Here is a 16558-nt window from a genome sequence, read left to right on the forward strand (position 1 = left end):
TGTTCTTAATATGAAATATTTAGCGGATACCTTAATAAAATTACTTGCCAGCATACTTATCGTCATCATATTGAGTGTACTAACTTTCATATTAATATCTGATCAACAAAAAAGTAATGTACTAAGGCTAGTAGCACGAACAATCATTAATGATAAAAACTTTCAGATTCAAAACCTTAGCATTGACACAAAAAAGAAAATTCTATCGCTCTATGACACATCTTTTAAAATAGGTGATGGCAAAATCATGCTTCCGGCCATTGATATCAAATATGCATCATGGGATCAAGAAATCGATATATCTTTTAAAAAAGTACTTATTGATGATAAGAGCATTGATCTGAATTTCTTGCTTAAAAGTCCTAATTTTTGGAGCATTAAGCATCAATGGAGTCTCTTTGCTTCAAATGAGGAGAGCAAATGCTCCATAGATTCACAAAACTCAACTATAAAAATTAGTCAATGCTATTTTAAGTACGATACTACATACCTAAATATCTCGGGAAACATAGTTAAAAATCAAAAAATAGAAATTTCTTCAGATTTTGATAATTTACCCCTTGACTCTTATAAATTCATCAAACCATTTGCAAAATCACATAAAGTCTCTGAATTTTTTGATTATTATGTTCAAGAGGGAAATATTTCTGGTTCTTTAAATATTAATCTAGACCTCAATCAACAAGAACTGAAGGAAGAAAATTTATCAGGCCATATAAACCTAACTAATGGAGTATTTAAATATGATCCAGATTTTCCTACCGTCGAAAAAATCAATGCTGAGGTAACAATCAAGGGAAGAGAAGTTAAATCAAAGATTTCTAATGCCCATTCAGGAGGAGCAGATGCTAAAGGTGGTTCAATATACTTTGCTTGGCAAGGAGAAAAAGACTCTAAGATTATAATAGATGTAGATATTAAGGCTCATGCAAAAGATATAAATAATTTCTTATTACCCGAAAATAAGAAACAACTTAAAAAACAAGGAATAGATTTTACTACTAGCCTCGGATCAATTGATGCCAAAATAAATGTCACCGTACCCTTACGAGAAGGAACGGAAAATTCGTGGCAAATAGATGGTAACATCAATAATTTTTCTTTAGGAATTGCAAAAGAAAAAATAATGCTAAGCAAAGCGGATTTAAAGGTGTCACTTGATGATAAACATCTATCTTCTACTGGTTATGGGAATATAAATGGTTATTATACTAAAATAAAATATGAGCAAGATATTCCTTACACTCATTCAAAAATAGATTGCGACCTTGATCTAACGAAAACTGATGATCAAAATGGCATGTTAATGGCTAGCGGTGAAGCAATATTAAAAATACATTTCGAAGATTTAAACGATAAGAAGAATATTACAGTTACTTCGGATTTAACAAAAGCAAAGATAATACTAAATCAAAAAAGCGTTGAAACAAGAATAGGCGAAAAGTTAACATTAAATGCTAGTAGCAGCGATAACTTGGATACTTTAGACATAAAATTAACAGGCTCAGGACCTTTAGCCTTAACAGGTAAATATAATTTTGAAAAAGATACTTTGAGTAATATTGTATTTAATAGTAAGTATATTAAAAATTTCACAGGCTTTTCTCAATTTCTTAAAGACAAAATTGTTATTAATGGTCAAGTTCACACTTTTGATATGTCTGAACAAGACTTGATGGGAGCAACCGCAGTGAGTAGGTCCGCATTAAGCCTAGATGTAAAAATAAATAACCTTATACTTAAAAACGACCTCACGCTTAATAATTGCGCCATCATGATGCAATGCAACAAAGATCGTTGCACTCAAAGCAATATAGTAGCTTCAGTAGGCGAACAAAATGTTGAAGCAAAACTTGTCTCATCTACAGGTGAGGAACAAGAATGGGTAGTATCTACTTCAAATGCAGGCGCTTTATTAAAAGCTTTAGGGCTGTATAAAAACGTAAACAAAGGCAATATGTCGCTTAACATATCGATGAAAAAACCACCTAAAGATTCAAATAACAATGCACCTTTAATGAAAGGAAACGTGACAATCAAAAACTTTTATGCCTTAAAAACACCAATATTAACAAAAATAGTCTCCCTTACTTCGATTCCAGGGCTTGTTAACTTAATCACCGCTGATATTAAGTTTCAGAAACTAGATGCAACGTTCAATGTATTAAATAACGTAATAAATGTTTTAGACTGTAATGTTGCAGGATCTTCTTTTGATTTTATGGCAAAGGGTGCGATTGATATGAACAAACGAAAAATAATCCTCAAAGGAGCAGTAGTCCCTTCTCTTTATGGACTTAACAGTTTGATCAAAGTAGTACCAATAATTAATACTCTACTTAACCGCAAAAAGGTTAAGGGTATCATAATCGCTCCATTTAGTATCGAAGAAACCTATTAATTTCAAAAAAATTTGCTAAAATATCAAAGATACTAAATTAAAATTTTTTACAATGCGCCTTTATCCTTTACGCTTATGGTCAAGCGATGTTGAATTTAGCTTTATGACCTTTAGAAACTATTCTTATATGATTTCTATAGCTTTAATGCTGATAAGTATAATTAGCTTAGGAGTTTTTAAATTAAACTTTGGCATAGACTTTGTGGGCGGTATCAATATTGAAATTTCAAGTAAAAAACCTATCCAATTAGCACAAATGAGAAAAAATTTGGAAAAAATCAACCTTAAAGAAGTGCTGATACAAAGTATTGGAGAAAATGAGATTGGAATCAAGGTCGCTTCTGGTAAAGATCATGACACTTCAAGCATCATAGATAGGATTAAAAAATCTATCAACACAGAATTTGAAAATAATCGCATTAAGTATGAAAGAGTTGATTTTGTTGGACCACAAGTAGGTAGCCAAATGATCTGGAGCGGCATTATGAGCGTTACATTGGCATTTGCAGCAATTGTTGCATACATTTGGATTCGCTTTGAATGGAGATTTGGAATAGGTATTATACTATCTTTAGTACACGATATCATATTGTGTTTAGGTTTTGCTAGTTGGATGCAGCTCGACTTTAACTTAAGCAGCATTGCAGCATTACTGACAATTGTTGGCTACTCAGTGAATGACTCAGTAGTTATTTATGATAGGATTCGTGAAAATTTGCACAAATGGTCGCATAAAAATATCATCGAGATCATTAATATGAGCATCAATCAAACTCTATCCCGAACTACTCTGACAGTTTTAACTACTCTAATCGCTAATCTAGCATTAATAGTGTATGGAGGAAAAGCTATACAAGAATTTAGCTTACTAATGTTTTTCGGTATTTTAGTTGGCACGTTCTCTTCAATATTTATTGCCGCACCTATTTTGCCAATGTTTAAATTAGAAAAAATTTAGATAGTGATAAACTATCTGTGGTCCACAAACCACATATTAGGATATAGCAACGGTTAGCATGGAGTTCTTATAGCTTTACCTCTATAAAAAATTACCATCTACTTTATTAGTAGTACCATCATTTTCAGCCACTATACCCATTGTTACTTCTTCCAAATCAGAACTGTATTCCGCATCTTCTTCTTGTAATCTAATTCTTTTTTGTGAGTCCTTAGCCTCCTTAATCTGTTTTTGAGCTTCGTGGAAAAATTTTGTCAATTCCAATACTTCCATTAAACTTTCTTTGTCTTCATAATCCAAAAATTTGAACAAATTTTGTCCAATAAATTGGCCAGAATGAGAGCCGCTAATATCAAGCTTATTACCTTGATTTTTAATACAATCAAAAGAAATATTACAAATATTTTCATAACTTTTTTCATGATGAGGCAAATATTGACGAGCAATTATTTTAACTCTCTCTGGAGTATCTGATTCTATTATTTCTTGGCATATCTTGATTTGTTCTTCTCTATTCCAAGTTTTTTTAGTTATATCATTCTCAACTTCTTGCATTGCATCGTTTAACATATCCGAGAATTCATCACTTCTTGAACTTAATGGTATGTCAGGATGGTGATTTAACGCATCAAGAATCTTTTTCAAAACTTTCATCTTTTGCCTGCTATTATCAGTATTCAAAATATTATCCACTGTGTTTGAGAAAGTATTACTAAAGTTAGCGTTAGAAAAATCTAGATTTGCTCCTTGTTCCACTAGGTACCTTGCTATCTTAAGGTGAAGGCTTTCTACAAGAGTATACAAGTGAACCATTTTTAAAGCATTCCGCAGTGGAGTATTACCATGTCGATCTGCAGCCTCCATATTAGCTCCTTGTTCCACAAGGCACTTTACCACTTCAAGCAACCCCCGGCCTGAAGCTCTTAACAATGGAGTATTACCATCTACGTCTACAACCTCCATATTAGCTCCTTGTTCTACAAGGTACTTTACCACCTGAAGGTGACCCAGCCATGCAGCATTCCACAGTGGAGTAGCACCACCCATGTTTGTAGCCTCCTTATTAGCTCCTTGTTCCACGAGATACTTTACCACCTCAAGGCGACCTTTTTCTGCAGCCCGTAACAATGGAGTATCACCATATTGATGTACACACTCCATATTAGCTCCTTTTTCCACAAGGTACTTTACCACCTCAAGGTGACCTTCTTCTGCAGCAGCCCACAGTGAATTAGTACCACTCATGTTTATAGCCTCCATATTAGCTCCTTTTTCCACTAGGTACTCTACCACCTTGACATGCCCATGTCTTGCAGCAAACCATAGTGGAGTACCATCACTCATGTTTGTAGCCTCCTTATCAGCTCCTTGTTCCACCAGGTACTTTACCACCTCAAGGTGACCTTCGCATGCAGCCATTAACAATGGTGAGCCAAGGTTTCCAGCCTCCTTATTAACCCCTTGTTCCACAAGGTATTTTACCACCTCAAGGCGACCTTTTTCTGCAGCTTCTGTCAATGGAGTAGCACCATTTCTGTATGCAGCCTCCATATTAGCTCCTTGTTCCACTAGGTACTCTACCACCTCAAGGTGACCCCAGCTTGCAGCAAACCACAGTGGAGTAGCATCATCTATGTCTACAGCCTCCTTATTAGTTTCCTTTTTCCACAAGGTACTTTACCACTTCAAGGTGACCTTCGTATGCAGCCCTTAACAATGGAGTATCACCCCTTCTATTTGCAGCCTCCTTATTAGCTCCTTGTTCCACTAGGTACTTTACCACCTCAAGGTGACCCCAGCTTGCAGCAAACCACAGTGGAGTACCATCATCTACGTCTACAGCCTCCTTATTAGCTCCTTTTTCTACAAGGTACTTTACCACCTCAAGGTGACCTTTTCTTGCAGCAGTTAACAACGGAGTAGCATCATCTATGTTTACAGCCTCCTTATTAGCTCCTTGTTTCACTAGGTACTTTACCACCTCAAGGTGACCTTCGCATGCAGCCCTTAACAATGGAGTATCATTAGAGTGATCTACACACTTCATATTAGCTCCTTGTTCCACGAGGTACTCTACCACCTCAAGGTGACCGCAACTTGCAGCATGTAACAATGGAGTACCACCACTCATGTTTATAGCCTCCTTCTCAGCTCCTTGTTCCACAAGGTATCTTACCACCTCAAGGTGACCCTCGTATGCAGCCAATAACAATGGAGTACTACCATATTGATCTCCAGCCTCCTTATTAGCTCCTTGTTCCACCAAATACTTTATCACCTTAAGGTGACCTTCGCATGCAGCAATTAATAACGGAGTAACACCATGTTCATCTGCGACATCCTTATTAGCTCCTTGTTCCACCAAATACTTTATCACCTCAAGGTGACCCTTTTCTGCAGCAGCCCCCAGTGAATTAATGCTATTAATGTTTACAGTCTCCTTATTAGCTCCTTTTTCCACAAGATACTCTACCACCTTAAGGTGACCGCAGCTTGCAGCCCATAACAATGGAGTACTACCATGTCGATCTGCAGATTCCTTATCAGCTCCTTGCTCCACGAGGTACTTTACCACCTCAAGATGATCTTCGCATGCAGCAGTTAACGGCGGAGTAGCGCCATATTCATCTGCGGCATCCTTCTCAGCACCTTGTTCCACGAGGAACCTTACCACTTCCAGACAACCATACTTTGCAGCTAAATGTAAAACAGTCTGATTATTTTCATCTTTTAGCTGACTTATATCTATTTTTTCTATTAATCCAATAGCTGCTTGAACTTCATTATTTTCAAGTGATTCAATAAATCTTTTGAGTATATTATCCATTTTTTAGATCTTGATATTATAAATATAACAATATCATATATCTTTATTAACTATAATTCAAGTCATAATAAATTTAAATAATATATACTAAAATCATATCATCATCTATCAAAAATGACATGTAAAATGTTTGACCACTAGCTAGGGGTTTTTGCTAAAGTAATGAATAAAATATGGACGAAAGAGTGTTTAGGCAGGATCAATCCCCCCTTTACTGAAAGGATTACATCTTATTAAGCGACAACAAATTTTCCAAGCACCTTTGATCAAACCATAACGGTTAAGAGCATCAAGAGCATACTGCGAACAGCTTGGATGAAATTTGCAACAACTAATATATGGACTTACTAATAGCCTATAAGCCTTGATGGGCAGAGTAATGATATACTGTAATATTTTTCTCATGCTATATCATGATTAAGCATTTTACGCACGCATGGATTTTTCAACCATGGACTTTGTATTTCCTTTGAAACGCAAGGACTTAGTACCTCATATTGAGCTTTTTGCACACATGCAGACATCATATTAAATGCAAACACTATTAAAAAAATCTTCTTCATTAAGGCACTAACAAAATTACGTATACTTACCTTGCATATACTAATATGTTATCTCAAATTTACATAATTGTATCATATTTTAACTCATTAAATAAAATTAATCTGATATCAAAAAGTCACGGAATTTTCTAGTTATCTATAAAGCTAGCATTTCTATTGAAACAATTAAGTTGATTAAGATATAACAAACCTAGAAGTCCTTGTAAAAGCTAGGATAATTAGGGAAGCGCAACCATATATATGACTTACAGAAAAATACTTTTACTTTTTATTATTAATACAGCAATTTTGACTAAAGTCATATTTAGCTACAATAGCTATAAGCAAGAGGTAGCCGATAAAACTAAATCACTTGAAACAAAGCCTCCTACAACAAATCCTAAAATTAAGGTACCAGATAAATCTAATACCAACGACATAATAAAATTTCTAACTAGCTTAGCTAAAATATATACCGAAACTATGAAGGTATCAAAAATAGATTTTGAAGATAAAAAAATAATATTAACCATGGGTACAACTAATTTAGATAATGTTGCAGAATACATAAAAAAGTTAGAAACTCTTTCCGACACGGCATGTGACATCACTGATGTCAAATTGTCAGATGACACACGAAAAGACCAAGCCGATACAGTTAAAAAAACTAAAGCTAAACCAGCAGCAATGCCATTTAGTTTTAGTTACATTACGGATCAAATGGCTATAAAAAAGAAAGATTCTACTAACAAGCCTGTAGAAGATCAGAAAAAATTTAAATATACCCTATCCATTACTGTAAATTTATGAAAATACTTTGCTATATCTTAAATATTTTTATATCACTTACTACTTGCTACTATGGATATAAGATCAAGACACAAAAGAAAGAATTACAAAAACTTGCAGCTAGAGAAAAAGCAAAAAAAATGATGGCAGAAACCTTATCTCCCTTCAAATTTTTTACATCTGAAATTAGCAAAATACCTGATATGTTAGACGTATTTAAAGCCAACAGCACAATTAATACATATGACTTTCAAGTACAATCGTATGGAGAGTCAAAAGAGGACAAAAAGAAATATGTTTACGTTGAATCAAATTTTTTAATTGATGCAAATTATCTAGACTTTATAAAAATTTTAGATGAATTTAAAAAACAAGGTTTAATATTTAGTGTAAAAACTTTTACATTAGAGGGTAAGGATCTGACTCCTAATGTAGTTTCGGTCAGTTTAATAACTTTAGCTTATGACAAAATGTAATAAGCATAATTTTAAGGGGATAATATGTTTAGAAAACTTTTACCATTTATAAATCTGTTTTTCATATTAATAATAGGATTAGGAATGCTTCCTTTTTTGCGTTCTAGTATTATGGGCTTACAAGGAGATTTAAGCAATAAACAGAGCAGTATTAGTAAAGCAATAGAAGAATTGAATCAAAGACAAAAGAAACTAGAAGCAGATGAAGAAGAATTAAAGAAAAAGCTTGAAGAACAAATTGCTGCCCAAACAAAAAAAGATGCACGAAGGAAAGATAAAGCAGATAAAGATAAATTAATTGATCCAACTAAAGTATCTTCAGGATCTAAAAATAATCTTACGCTTTCTGCAATCGTAGCAACAGGAGGAGAAAGCTATTGTCTAATCAACGATACAATATTAAGACAAGGTGATGAAATTTCTCCATATAAAGTTGTATTAATTACACAGGATTACGTTTTGTTGACTGATGAAGATGAAAATAGCTTTAAATTACAACTTAATTAAATTATAAATTGTCCTAGAGTATATAACTAAAAATTTACCTGTGGTAGGATTTTGAGTTTTATATTTCAGTTTTTTTAATCATAAAGTTAGACGCATGTTATGAGCAATTTCTCAAAATATAGAATTAAACGTTGGATTCAAGCTGCTGTTATAGCGACTTCTTTGACAACGTTTAATCTGTGTTACGCGTATGATGAGGGAGGTTTTGGGTTATCTGAGGAGCAAACGAATATGGCACGTAAGACTTTAGCAAATATACGTGAAGTGATAGATGATGCTGTACGGAGAGTTGAAAAAATTTATTATCCTAATATTGGAACTTACGGAATTAAGACTAATGTCTCTTCGTCAGCTTCTGGTATTGTAGTAGATTTAATAGGAGGAACTGGAAGTACAAGTGGTATGGGTAGTGGTTACACCGCACATAGCATTTCCGGTCTTTATACTTCTTATAAAGCAAATTCTTATGTTGCTAGAATGGCTATTATTGCTTCTGGTCTTAGAATTCAATTAAGGTTCATTGAAAATACAACTTCGGTTACAACTGGAAATTTGACAACCAAGGTTCCAATGTTTGAACTTTTCTATAATCGGCGCGTAGTTTTGATGCCAATGTTCAATATTTCATATGATTCTAGTGGAAACATAGTAACAAGAGATTTAAATATTAGTGCGTGGGAATGCTTAACTGATGCTGATGAATCAATTGGCTCAGGTGAAGCAGGCTTATCGGAAGGTATGAGATCTGTTGTATCTATAGGAGGAGGAGTGCTTGGGACTTGTCAATATGTGAGTGTCGCAAATATGGATAATATTTGGGTCACTATTTAATTTTATGGTTTTTTATTAACAACATTTTATGGGTAACTATATGAAAAATAAGTTAACAAAAATTTTATTAGTGTCTTCTTTATTAGCTTCTGGTATGTCATTTGCAGCTGATGAAGGTAGATTTGGTTTAAACGAAGAAGCAACAGTTAACGCAAGAAAAACTCTTACAAGCGTTAGAAAAATCGTTGACGAAGCTGTAAGAATTGTTGAAGGAATTATATATCCTAACTTAGCAACTTACAACGTTGATACTTCAGCTGGTACAGGTATATTAGTTGATCTTGTAGGTAGTACAGCAACAAAAACTCCTACTCTTGCTTCTTCATTATCAGGACAGTTTACTTCTTACACATCAAATCCATACCTTGCAAGAGCTGCTATCTTAGAATCTGGACTTAAAGTACAGATGCAATTTGTAGACAGTGGTACAGGAGTTAGCAATGCTAACGCAGGAGCTACATTTAATGTGCCTATTTTTGAATCATTTTATGGTAAGAAAATAATTTTAATCCCTATTTTTAACGTTAAATACAGCTCTGGCAAATTAACGATTAAAGATCAAGAGATTAACACATGGGAATGTTTAACTGATGCTGACGAAGGAATTAGCACAAGTGGTACAACCATCGCTGCAGGTATGAGATCTGTCGTATCTATGGGAGGTGGTATACTTGGTACTTGCCAATACCTACCTTCAACTAGCTTCAGCACCGTCTGGCAAACTATCTAACACTACTTGGGTACCTCACAGTACCTATAGTGTTATCACATAGAAGGTCAATCATGAAAGCTGCAAAGGTCGTAGTTATGTTTTTAGTTACGTTATCCTCTGCAGCTTTTGCATATGATGAAGGTAGATTTGGTCTTAACGAAGAAGCAACCGTTGAAGCGCGAAAAACTTTAATAAATGCAAGATCGATGATTGACGACGCACTAAGAATAGTCGAAGGGATAATATATCCAAACTTAATTACATACGGCGTAGATACTAGAATCAATATTGCCGATTCCAATATACTAATAAATTTCGTTCCATCAGGCACCGACGCAGGAACTCTTGGAGCAAATATTACCGTATCTGAATTTGGGGGTAATTATACTCGTAATCCTTATGCTAAACAACTAGTTATTCTTGAATCTGGATTAAGGATACAATTTCAATTTGCAAATTTTGATAACCAACCAGAAGATCCTTTTAAACAATATAAAGTTCCATTATTTGAGCCTTTTTTAAACAAAAGAATCATACTAGCGCCCATTCTAAATATTAAATATGATAACAACGGTAAAATAGTTGTCAGAGATCAAGAAATCGACGGATGGGAATGCATTACCGATGCTGATTCAGGGGTAATTACAAGCGGTTCTACCATAGGCGAAGGAATGAGATCCGTTGTCGCAATGGGTGGAGGCATACTTGGTACATGCCAATATGTTAGTCCAACAAATTTAGATTCAATCTGGAAAAATATCTAGAAAAACTATATATCAAAAAGTTTTTGAGGACTTATAGTCACATCATCACAACTTCTAAGACTTTGAATTAATAAATGATTGCTACAAATACAATATTAGTGACAATACTTAAACCAGTCCTAAACAACATCTAAAAAGTATGTTTCTTAAATTTCTCGTTTTCACATTCGTCTTATCTCTTAATACGTCTTTTTCAGATGAAGGCGAGTTTGGTCTTAGAGAAGAAGAGGCCAATATGGCCCATAAAACTCTTCAGAGTATCAGAACTAACTTAGATGATGCAATGCGTAAAGTTGAAGATGCTTTATATCCAAACTTACAAACCTATTCAATACAAACCAATTTACCAATATCAAGTACAACCATACTAGTGGATTTCATAGGCTATACACCTGGCAAAATACCAACGAATTCACGTATATCACTACCACCTGGAGCGCCCCCTCCTGGAGCCCCTCCCCCACCACCCGGAGCACCCCCTCCTCCACCGGCCTATAGACCTAATCCATACATTGCAAGACTTGCAGTAATTGAAACAGGCTTACACGTACAATTAAAGTTTGTTTCAGCTATTACTGGGGTTAATGATAACCCTGTTACAACGGCAAAATTACCAATCTTTGAACCATTTTATGGTAAACGTATTGTAATGATTCCAATATTTAATGTAGTATACGATTCGGCTGGAAATGTTACGACAAAAGATACTGAAATCAGTACCTGGGAATGTCTGTCAGATGCGGATGAAGGTATATCAACTTCAGGCACTACAATTGCCGAAGGTATGAGATCTGTCGTGTCAATGGGTGGAGGAAATCTTGGAGCATGCCAATTTATTAGCTCATCTAACCTAGATACAATTTGGGCCAATATCTAAAGTTAATGAGTCTTATAGACAACTTTTTCATAAATTTTATCCCTTTCTCGCAAAATAGTTACAAAATTCTAACCTGTAACATTTAAAATATTTGTAAGTACGACTTATTAACATAAACATACTTGATCATATGAAAAATAAACTAACTTTAAGCTTACTACTAACATCCCTTCTTGCATCCAGCGCCTTTGCTGGCGATGAAGGAGCATTCGGTTTGAGAGAAGAGGATGCAGACATGGCCCGTAAAACTCTACATAGCATTAGGCCCAGCTTAGACGATGCAATGCGCAAGGTAACAGACATACTATATCCAAACTTACAAACTTATAGCATTCAAACAATTCTTCCTATTGCAAGCACCACTATCTTAATGGACTTAATTGGTACCACTTCTGGTAAGGTTGCAAGTAACTCTCGCGTTTCAACAAGTGCCTTTAACGTTTCAACCACTGTAAGTGGAGTGACGACAACTACCAATACTTACAAAACGAATCCATATATTGCAAGACTTGCTATTATTGAAACAGGTCTGCGCGTACAACTAAAATTTGTTTCTGCCTCTACTGGTGTTGCTGACAATCCTGGTACAACTGCAAAAGTGCCAATTTTTGAACTATTTTTTGGTAAACGTATCGTAATGATTCCTATCTTTAACGTTGCATACGATTCATCTGGAAATAACGTTACAGCAAAGGATACTGAAATCAGTGCTTGGGAATGTTTATCAGACGCCGATGAGGGTATCTCAACTTCAGGTACTACAATTTCTGAAGGTATGAGATCTGTCGTATCAATGGGCGGAGGAGATCTTGGATCCTGTCAATTTATTAGCGCAGCAAACTTAGACACAATTTGGGCTGCTATCTAAATCAAGGAGGTGCTGTTTAACGGCGCCTCAACACTAAACCCTTCATACTATCTTGAACCTAGCTCTGAGATCAATAAGCAACGTTAGACTATTTTTTAATTCTATTATTAATAAATAAATTGCTTAGATACTAATATTTAATATTTAATATGTTTAATGGGCGAGCAATACCTCGTGGTAATGCTTAAAAGTACCAGCTAAACTCTTAAATAATATATTTGTATGAAAAATAAACTCACTTTAAGCTTATTACTAACATCTCTTCTTGCATCTACTGTTTTTGCGGGTGACGAAGGGGCATTTGGTTTAAGAGAAGAAGATGCAGATATGGCTCGTAAAACTCTTCACAGCATTAGGCCTAGCTTAGATGACGCAATGCGTAAAGTATCGGATATACTATACCCAAATTTACAAACCTATAATATCCAAACAATTCTTCCTATTGCCAGTACCACTATACTAATGGACTTAATTGGTACTACTTCAGGTAAAGTTGCAAGTAACTCTCGCGTTTCAACAAGTGCTTATACCAGCTATAAAACTAATCCATATATAGCAAGACTTGCAATTATTGAAACTGGCTTGCGCGTACAGATGAAATTTGTCTCTGCTTCTACTGGAGTTGCTGATAACCCTGGTACAACTGCAAAAGTGCCAATTTTTGAACCATTTTACGGTAAACGTATCGTAATGATTCCTATCTTTAACGTTACATATGACGCAGCAACTGCTACTGCTAACGTTGTAGCAAAAGATACCGAAATCACTGCTTGGGAATGCCTATCAGATGCTGACGAAGGTATCTCAACTTCAGGTAACACAATTTCTGAAGGTATGAGATCTGTCGTATCCATGGCCGGTGGAGACCTAGGATCATGCCAATTTATTAGCGCCGCAAACCTAGACACCATTTGGGCTGCTATTTAATATGATGAGGTGCTGTTTGACGGCACCTCAACACCATTCCCAATTCTTGAGATCAATAAACAACGCAACGTCATTTTTAATCCGTTATTAATAAAAAAAATTGCCTAAATAATGGTATTTAATATGCTTAAATAAATAGCAATAAACGATAGCACGATTATCAACCGCATATTATATGAAAAACACGTTAACTTTAAGCCTATTAATAATATCGCTACTTGCATTAAATGCTTTCGCAGGAGGAGATGGAGAATTTGGTATAGGAGAAGAAGAGACGAATATGGCTCGTAAAACCTTACTAAGTATAAGACCTAGCCTAGACGATGCAATGCGCAAGGTAGAAGACGTATTATTTCCAAACTTACAAACCTACAGCATTCAAACAAATATCGCTCTTGCAAGCACTACAATTTTGATGGATTTTGTTGGCAGCACTTCTGGTAAAGTACCCACCAACTCACGTACAGCAACAAGTTCTTATACTAGTTACAAACCTAACCCATACATAGCAAGGCTTGCAATTATTGAAACAGGACTGCGCATACAATTAAAATTTATTTCTTCTACTACTGGCGTTACCGATAATGTAGGAACAACAGCAAAGGTACCAATATTTGAGCAATTTCTCGGTAAACGTATCGTAATGGTACCGATATTTAACGTTGCATATGACTCTTCTGGAGTTAACGTTGTAGCTAAAGATTTGGAAATTAGCGCATGGGAGTGCTTATCAGATGCTGACGAAAGTGTATCAACTTCAGGAACCACAATTGCCGAAGGTATGAGATCTATCGTATCAATGGCAGGAGGAAATCTTGGCGCATGTCAGTTTATTAGTGCAGCAAGTTTAGATACTATATGGGCTAGTATATGATTCGTAAAATTATAGTATACTTAATTTTCATATTGTTACATTTAAATGGAATTAGCTTTGCATATGATCAAAAAAATGCAGGAGTGAGAGAAATTGATTACAACTTAGCCAAAGCAACACTAGAAAACATTACGACTCACCTGGAATACGCAGAACAAGTCGTTATGAACGATATATTGCCGTATGTAAACAGCAAACTATATACGCAACAAGGCACTGGAGTATATGCATATTTGGTTAATAATACAGGCAACACTTCAACATTTACCAACTGGATCACCACGGTCACAAATACCAATTCAGGATCTTACACTAAAAACCCATATATATATAAATTAGCTATAGTAAACTATGGCCTCAAAATTCAAATGCAGTTTGTAAATAATTATATTACTCCTGTAAGTAACTATTCAACATCTAAGCTTTCAATATTTGAACCTTTTTTAGGCAGAAGAATTATATTAGTACCGCATATAAAAAGCGCAGGTTGTGGATCTGTTCGTGGCATATTGAGTCTCTTTAGTGATATATTTGATAAGTTTAAAGGTGATGATGACGATGATAATGATAATGACGATTATGATGATGATGATTGTCGAAATAAAAGAAGACACAAAAGACAAAAAATTGTTACAGGAGGTGATATTGACTACTGGACCTGTTATACGGATGCTGACGAAACTGTTGCATATTCTGCTAATGGCATTCCAGAAGGTAGCGTTTCAATCGTCTCAATTGCTGGAGGCGTTTTAAATGGATGTATGTTTATGAGAGCTGCAAATCTAAATAATTTATGGGTGAATATTTAATATGCGTAATATAAGGAAAATAGTACTATTATGCCTTATTTGCCAACAGTCTTTTGCAGCACAAGATGATGGATATGGCGTCGGTGAAGTTGCAATTAATCTTGCAAGAATCACAGGCAAAAACATTCTAACTCATCTCGCATATGCAATTAAAGTTGTAGAGAATGATATATACCCTAATCTATCCACTTATGGAAAAAACGTTAAAACAGCAAGCACCTCTATATATGCATATCTGATAAACACTAGCGGTAATACTTCAACATTTAGTAATTGGATTACTACGGTCACAAGTACTAATTCAGGTTCTTATATTAAAAATCCTTATATAGCTAAGTTAGCTATTGTAGATTATGGGTTGAAGATTGAAATGCAATTCGCAGGTACTAATATCACCTCATTCGGAGTGGGAACAAGCGCTCAGGTTCCTGTATTTGAACCATTTTTAGCCAGAAGAATAATGTTAGTACCTATATTTAATGCAACTTATTCAGGTACAAAAGTAACGTCACAAGATAAGGCTATATCTTCATGGACATGCCTCACTGACGCTGACGAAACAATTGCATCTTCTGCCAACGGCATCTCGGAAGGCTCTTTATCAGTTCTTTCTGTAGCTGGAGGAGTACTTGGGTCATGTCAATATATTAGTGCCGCTACAATGAATACTATATGGATAACAATTTAAGGTTATAATTCCATGAAAAAACTAACTTTAATATTTCTTGCTTTTTTTACTATTTCATACGCTGCTGACGAATGAGGTTTTGGTCTATCAGAAGAAAATTTGGATGCGGCTAGGAAAACTCTTAGAAGCGTTAAATCAGATCTAGATAGTGCAATCAGATTTGTGTCGGACAGTATATATCCTAACTTACAAACTTACGGAATTAACACAACCAAATCATCAGATAACTCTTTAATAGTAGTAGACTTTGTGGGAGGAAAGAGCGAGGATGATAAAAACTCATTTTCTTCTATAAGAAGAACTTTTAAAAATTACTTGGAAAATCCCTATATCTCCAGCTTAGTAGTAATTGAATCTGGATTAAGAATACAAATGAAATTTGTATCAAATAACGGCGTAAGCTCAAGTACAGGAACAAAAGCAAAGGTGCCAATCTTTGAGCCATTTTTCGGTAGAAGAATTTTGTTAACTCCCATATTTAATATCAAATACGATAACAGCGGTAATGTTACGGCTCAAGATCGAGAAATCATAGCTTGGGAATGCTTATCAGATGCTGACGAGTTAATCAGTATGAGTGGCACAACTATAGCAGAAGGAATGAGGTCAGTTGTATCTATTGCAGGAGGCGAGCTTGGATCATGCCAATACTTAACTGCTAGTAGTCTGAACAGAATTTGGGCAAATGTTGAGCAAGATGATTGATTT

The 16558-nt window shown here is 35.1% G+C and carries 19 protein-coding genes; 15 read left to right on the forward strand and 4 right to left on the reverse strand.

Annotation, left to right across the window (positions count from 1 at the left end; translation table 11 throughout):
* Nucleotides 1-10: 10 nt before the first annotated feature.
* Both phytr_RS03065 and secF read left to right on the forward strand, forming a co-directional pair.
* Nucleotides 11-2401, forward strand: coding sequence for a YhdP family protein (locus tag phytr_RS03065; protein ID WP_106874422.1), 2391 nt, complete (start codon nucleotides 11-13; stop codon nucleotides 2399-2401).
* A gap of 52 nt (nucleotides 2402-2453) precedes the next feature.
* A complete protein-coding gene (secF, locus tag phytr_RS03070; RefSeq protein ID WP_106874423.1) occupies nucleotides 2454-3359 on the forward strand; it encodes a protein translocase subunit SecF in 906 nt (301 codons plus the stop codon).
* An 81-nt stretch (nucleotides 3360-3440) separates the two neighbouring features.
* On the opposite strand, the gene phytr_RS03075 is transcribed toward secF, so the two are convergent.
* From phytr_RS03075 to phytr_RS03090, 4 genes are all read right to left on the reverse strand, one after another.
* The gene (locus phytr_RS03075; RefSeq protein WP_106874424.1) at nucleotides 3441-5030 is read right to left on the reverse strand and encodes an ankyrin repeat domain-containing protein; all 1590 of its coding nucleotides are present in this window, start codon (nucleotides 5028-5030) and stop codon (nucleotides 3441-3443) included.
* Nucleotides 5011-6186: an ankyrin repeat domain-containing protein gene (locus phytr_RS03080; protein ID WP_106874425.1), complete on the reverse strand. Its 1176-nt coding sequence runs from the start codon at nucleotides 6184-6186 to the stop codon at nucleotides 5011-5013. The genes phytr_RS03075 and phytr_RS03080 overlap by 20 nt, the downstream gene beginning before the upstream one ends.
* Before the next feature lie 189 nt (nucleotides 6187-6375).
* Complete coding sequence (gene yidD / locus phytr_RS03085) at nucleotides 6376-6591, reverse strand: membrane protein insertion efficiency factor YidD (protein WP_106874426.1); 216 nt, start codon at nucleotides 6589-6591, stop codon at nucleotides 6376-6378.
* On the reverse strand, nucleotides 6588-6749 hold the full coding sequence (locus phytr_RS03090; protein WP_106874427.1) for a DUF2706 domain-containing protein: 162 nt from the start codon (nucleotides 6747-6749) through the stop codon (nucleotides 6588-6590). The genes yidD and phytr_RS03090 overlap by 4 nt, the downstream gene beginning before the upstream one ends.
* A 240-nt stretch (nucleotides 6750-6989) precedes the next feature.
* Between phytr_RS03090 and phytr_RS03095 the strand changes: the two genes are divergently transcribed.
* The 13 genes from phytr_RS03095 to phytr_RS03155 all read left to right on the forward strand — a co-directional run bounded on the left by phytr_RS03095 (nucleotide 6990) and on the right by phytr_RS03155 (nucleotide 16555).
* Nucleotides 6990-7538, forward strand: coding sequence for a hypothetical protein (locus phytr_RS03095; protein ID WP_106874428.1), 549 nt, complete (start codon nucleotides 6990-6992; stop codon nucleotides 7536-7538).
* Entirely contained in the window at nucleotides 7535-7993 is a 459-nt protein-coding gene (locus phytr_RS03100) for a hypothetical protein (RefSeq protein ID WP_106874429.1), read from the forward strand. The genes phytr_RS03095 and phytr_RS03100 overlap by 4 nt, the downstream gene beginning before the upstream one ends.
* A gap of 24 nt (nucleotides 7994-8017) precedes the next feature.
* Nucleotides 8018-8500 carry a hypothetical protein gene (locus phytr_RS03105; protein ID WP_106874430.1) on the forward strand — a complete coding sequence of 161 codons (483 nt, stop codon included), beginning with the start codon at nucleotides 8018-8020 and terminating at the stop codon, nucleotides 8498-8500.
* 99 nt (nucleotides 8501-8599) lie between these two features.
* Nucleotides 8600-9331 (forward strand): hypothetical protein, encoded by a 732-nt coding sequence (locus phytr_RS03110; protein ID WP_106874431.1) that lies wholly within the window; start codon nucleotides 8600-8602, stop codon nucleotides 9329-9331.
* Nucleotides 9332-9371: 40 nt separating this feature from the next.
* The gene (locus phytr_RS03115; protein ID WP_158706840.1) at nucleotides 9372-10061 is read left to right on the forward strand and encodes a hypothetical protein; all 690 of its coding nucleotides are present in this window, start codon (nucleotides 9372-9374) and stop codon (nucleotides 10059-10061) included.
* Nucleotides 10062-10138: 77 nt separating this feature from the next.
* Nucleotides 10139-10807: a hypothetical protein gene (locus tag phytr_RS03120; protein ID WP_158706841.1), complete on the forward strand. Its 669-nt coding sequence runs from the start codon at nucleotides 10139-10141 to the stop codon at nucleotides 10805-10807.
* A gap of 139 nt (nucleotides 10808-10946) precedes the next feature.
* Complete coding sequence (locus phytr_RS06460) at nucleotides 10947-11684, forward strand: hypothetical protein (RefSeq protein ID WP_199843759.1); 738 nt, start codon at nucleotides 10947-10949, stop codon at nucleotides 11682-11684.
* A 130-nt stretch (nucleotides 11685-11814) separates the two neighbouring features.
* Entirely contained in the window at nucleotides 11815-12552 is a 738-nt protein-coding gene (locus phytr_RS03130; protein WP_106874434.1) for a hypothetical protein, read from the forward strand.
* A gap of 222 nt (nucleotides 12553-12774) precedes the next feature.
* Complete coding sequence (locus tag phytr_RS03135) at nucleotides 12775-13479, forward strand: hypothetical protein (RefSeq protein WP_106874435.1); 705 nt, start codon at nucleotides 12775-12777, stop codon at nucleotides 13477-13479.
* Between the two features lie 175 nt (nucleotides 13480-13654).
* Nucleotides 13655-14353 (forward strand): hypothetical protein, encoded by a 699-nt coding sequence (locus phytr_RS03140; RefSeq protein ID WP_106874436.1) that lies wholly within the window; start codon nucleotides 13655-13657, stop codon nucleotides 14351-14353.
* Nucleotides 14350-15162, forward strand: coding sequence for a hypothetical protein (locus tag phytr_RS03145; RefSeq protein ID WP_106874437.1), 813 nt, complete (start codon nucleotides 14350-14352; stop codon nucleotides 15160-15162). The genes phytr_RS03140 and phytr_RS03145 overlap by 4 nt, the downstream gene beginning before the upstream one ends.
* Before the next feature lies 1 nt (nucleotide 15163).
* Entirely contained in the window at nucleotides 15164-15850 is a 687-nt protein-coding gene (locus phytr_RS03150) for a hypothetical protein (RefSeq protein ID WP_106874438.1), read from the forward strand.
* 99 nt (nucleotides 15851-15949) lie between these two features.
* Entirely contained in the window at nucleotides 15950-16555 is a 606-nt protein-coding gene (locus phytr_RS03155; protein ID WP_106874439.1) for a hypothetical protein, read from the forward strand.
* Nucleotides 16556-16558: the final 3 nt, after the last annotated feature.

Source organism: Candidatus Phycorickettsia trachydisci, assembly GCF_003015145.1.
GTDB classification, from domain to species: Bacteria; Pseudomonadota; Alphaproteobacteria; order Rickettsiales; family Rickettsiaceae; genus Phycorickettsia; species Phycorickettsia trachydisci.